The sequence below is a fragment of the Streptomyces sp. MK37H genome, assembly GCF_018035285.1.
Taxonomy (GTDB): domain Bacteria; phylum Actinomycetota; class Actinomycetes; order Streptomycetales; family Streptomycetaceae; genus Streptomyces; species Streptomyces endocoffeicus.
Genome location: NZ_JAAAYH010000603.1, coordinates 1 through 4,152 on the forward strand (window position 1 = coordinate 1; position 4,152 = coordinate 4,152).

Here is a 4,152-nt window from a genome sequence, read left to right on the forward strand (position 1 = left end):
CAAGGGCTCCGCCCCTGGACCCCGAGGTCTGTGCCAGAGCCCAGCCACGCAGCCGCATATCGATGCCGCGGGAAGGCGAGCAGCCCGCCGACCGCGCCTGTCACAGGGGGTCTCCCCTGGACCCCGGGGCCTGGGGCGGAGCCCCGCCACACGGCGGAGCCGCATATCGATACCGCGGGAAGGGGCGAGGCCCCGGTCGGGGTCTGGGGCAGAGCCCCGGCCCGGGAGCCTGAGGCGAAGCCCCAACCCGAGGTCTGGGGCAGAGCCCCGGCCCGGCGCCTGGGGCAGAGCCCCGGCCCGAGGTCTGGGGCGAAGCCCCGGTCCGGCGACTGGGGCAGAGCCCCGGCCCGGGAGCCTGGGGCAGAGCCCCAGTCCGGGGTCTGGGGCAGAGCCCCGGCTCGGGAGCCTGGGGCAAAGCCCCGGGTCCGGCGACTGGGGCAGAGCCCCCACGGGGCGGAGCCGCATATCGATGCTGCCGGGAAGGGGCGGGGAGGGGAACACAGCCCGCCGCAGGCGTTACGAGCCCTCGGATACCCCCAGGCCCCGTCGGCGGCCGACTTCTCGGTGCCGGGCGGTGGGTTCAGGACTCGTGGTGCGGGGCCGCCGTCGCGTCTTCCGCCACCGGCTTGCCGGTCAGGGCCGCCAGGCTGCCGCGCACATGCTCCAGATGCGCCTTGAGCTCCTCGCGCCGCTCCACATGCTCGCGCAGCGTCCGCTCCGTCTCCCGCGCCAGCCGCTCCTCCCGGGCCCGCGCCTGGGCGATGATCTCCGCCGCCTGCGCCTGCGCGTCCTCCTGCCGCAGCCGCGCGGCCTGCTCGGCCATCCCGTACTCCCGCTTGGCGTCGGCGAGCCCCGCCTGGGCGTACTCCTCCAGCTGGGCCAGCCGGGCCGTCATCGCGTTGTCCCGCTCGGCCAGTTCGCGGCCCGCCGCCTCCCACCGCTCGGCGTGCTCCCGCTCCTGCTCGGCCAGGATCCCGGCGGTGCGCTGCCGCATCTCCTTCAGCTCCGCCAGCGCCTGGGTCCGCCACTCCTTGGCGTCCTGGCGCGAGACGGCCCGCAGCTCGTCCACATCCACCTGGGCCGACTCCAAGGTGTCGCGCGCCGCCACCTCGGCGGCCTCGCGGACCAGCTCGGCCTCGTCGCGGGCGGCGTCCCGCACCCTACGGGCCACGGCCTGTGCGGCCTCCCACTCCTCCTGCGCCGTCGCCTCGGCCGCCGCCCGCAGACAGACGACCTCCTCCTCGGCGGCCATGAGGATCAGCTGGGCCCGGTCGCCGAGGGACTCATAGGTCTGGGGGGCCAGTTGGGAGATCACCTCGCGCAGCCGCTCCGCCTCGGCCGTCAGCTCATTGGCCAGCACGGTGAGGCGCGCGGCGCGCTCCCACGCCGCGTCCCGCGCTTCGGACAGCTCGGCCACATAGCGGTCGACCTGCGCGGGACGGTAGCCACGGCCCCGTCCGCCGACGATGGTGAAGCCATGACGTGACACCGATGCGCCCATCCTTGGAACCCCTTTTGTCCGGTATGCAACGCGCTTCGGCGCACATCTTTATAGATGGCCTCTCATCCCCATAACGCGACACTCCGCCCATATCCGCGGCCGGGAGCGCCGCCGGTGACAACAACGACGAGGCGCCCGCCCCCGTCACGGGGGTCGGGCGCCTCGATCGCCATTCGTTCTTCGGTCGCGCGGTTCGTCCGGTGGCGCGTGGTCAGGGCCGCGCGGGCGGACTCACAACGGGCTTACAGCAGGCCGTCCCACATCTGCTCCAGCAGCACGGCCCACCAGTTGTCCGGCGTGGACAGCGCCGCCGGATCCAGACCCGCGAGCTGCGCCTGGAAGTCCACGGTCCAACGGCCCGCCTGGTCCGGCGTCAGCCCGTACCGCAGCCGCCACATCCGGCCCAGCAGCGCCATGCACCGCACGAACTCCGGCAGCCCGGTGTTCACGAACTGCGGCGGGGTCGGCTGGGGCGTCGCCTCCAGCGGCACCGCCACGATGTTCGCCGTGCCGTACTGCACACACAGCTGACGGCCGAAGTCATTGCCCATGACCAGGTACGAACCCGCGTCCGGCGCGGACTGGACCCCGCGCTCCGCCGCCAGCTCCGCCAGCGTCGGCACCGGGCGGCCCGCCTGGGCCTGCGCCCAGAAGAACGGACCGAAGTCCAGCGGCAGCCCCGCCCATACCAGCGTCTGCGCCACCACCTCGGGAACGCCCATCCGCGACACCGCGCGCTGGTCAAAGCGGACGATGCCCTGCGGCCCGAACGCCTGGCCCAGCTCGTGCGCCAGCCCCTCCGGCGGCACCGGCGGAATCGGCTGCACCTGGCTGGGGTGCGGCAGCGGCACCCGGTTCGGCGCCGGACGCGCCGGGCCGTCCGCCACCTGGTGCAGCTCGCCCTGGTGCTCCAGCAGATGCCGTACGCCCTGCTGCCGGGTGGCGTGATCGCGCCCGTACGGAGCGGTGTGGCTGATCCGCACCTGCGGCCAGCTCTCCCGGATCATCCGGGCGCAGTAGCCGCCGGGCAGATCACAGGACTCCAGCTCGGTGTGGAGCTCCAGCACCTGCTGCGGCGGGACGTTCATCGCCCGCAGCTCATGCAGGATCTGCCACTCCGGATGCGGGGTCCCGGGCGCCGAACGGCGGATCAGCTGCTGCTCCGAGCCGTCCTGGGCGCGGTAGCGCAGCACCGCCATATAGCCCGGGCCCACGGTCGGCTGACCGGGGGGCGGCGGCGGATACGCATAGCCGGGCTGCGGCGCCATCCCCGGCGCGGGCGCGCCCGGAGGCGGCGCCAGCCCCTGAGCGGGAGCGCCGGCGGGCGGAGGCATACCGGGGGCGCCGGGCGTGCCAGGGGCGCCGGGGCCGCCCGGGTACGGCGGCCCGGCCGCGCCCGGCGGGGGCGGCGGCGTGGGCGGACCACCCGCACCGGGGACACCGGGTGGGCCAGGCGGCTGCGGGCCGGACGGGGCACCCTGGCCCGGAGCGCCGGGCGCGCCGGGAGGCTGCGGGGCGCCGGGGGTCTGGCCACCGGGCGCACCCGGACCACCGGCAAGCATCGTCGCGGCGGCGTGCACACCGCCACCGGGCGCACCCGGAGCACCGGGCGGAGGCGGCGTCTGGCCGCCACCCTGACCACCAGGAGCACCGGGGGCGCCATGGGCGCCGGGCGCACCGGGAGGGCCGGGAGGCTGCGGGGTGCCCGGAGGCGGGTTCTGTCCGGGCGCGCCCGGACCACTCGCGAGCATCGTCGCGGCAGCGTGCATCCCACCACCGGGCGTACCCGGAGCACCAGGCGGAGGCGGCGTCTCGCCACCACCCTGACCACCAGGGGCGCCAGGGGTACCGGGGGCACCAGGAGCGCCCGGCGCACCGGGAGGACCAGGCGGCTGCTGGGCGCCGCCGAGGCTGTCCGAGTCGAGCTGCGAGACCAGCTGCGTCGGTACGTACCCCCCGGCCGGAGCGCCGGGGGCACCGGGTCCGGACGGCGCGGGCGGCGGAGGCGTGGAGTCCGCACCCGGCCGGGCGCCGGGCGCACCCGGCGTCCCCGGAGCACCGGGCGGCGGGGGCGTCGGACCGCCGCCCGCCTTACGGGTGGCGGCGTCCGCGATGTCGCTGGCGTTGGGATCGGCACCCGGACCGGCACCGGGGCCGCCCTGCTGCCCGGGGAAGTCGAGGGACGGGGCGATGGCCGTGGGCGGCAGCGCGCTGCCGCCGGACATCAATTCGGTCTTGGCGTCCGGGCGTATGCCCGGCGCCGGAGTGTCCTCGTCGTCGGAGCCCGCGAGCGGCGGGGCGAAGACCGTGGCGGGCGGGGCGACCGAGCGGTCGTCGTCATCGTCGCCCTTGATGTCCGTACCGGCCCACGGCGTACCGCCGCCGGGCGTGGCCGCGTTGTCGGCCTGGCCCCCCGAGGAGGGCGTACCGGCGCCCGGCGCGGGCGGGGCCCACGGGCTGCCCCCACCGGGCGGGGGCGGAGGCGGCGCGTTCCGCCAGCCCTCACCGCCGGACGGGGAACCGGGCGCGGAAGGAGCGCCGGGCGCGGAAGGAGCACCCGGCGTGGAAGGGGCACCCGGCGCGGGCGGGCCGTCCTGCGGCCGGTCGCCCGTGAGCGGCCGCGCGACACCGTCCGACGGCCAGTCGTCCAC

At 76.6% G+C, this 4,152-nt stretch carries 2 protein-coding genes; both read right to left on the reverse strand.

Annotated elements, in window-relative coordinates; all coding sequences use genetic code 11:
- Positions 1 to 580 precede the first annotated feature (580 nt).
- On the reverse strand, positions 581 to 1,501 hold the full coding sequence (locus GWI24_RS41365) for a cellulose-binding protein (RefSeq protein WP_210951174.1): 921 nt from the start codon (positions 1,499 to 1,501) through the stop codon (positions 581 to 583).
- 242 nt (positions 1,502 to 1,743) lie between these two features.
- Positions 1,744 to 4,152 carry an SUKH-4 family immunity protein gene (locus tag GWI24_RS41370; RefSeq protein ID WP_308344265.1) on the reverse strand — a complete coding sequence of 803 codons (2,409 nt, stop codon included), beginning with the start codon at positions 4,150 to 4,152 and terminating at the stop codon, positions 1,744 to 1,746.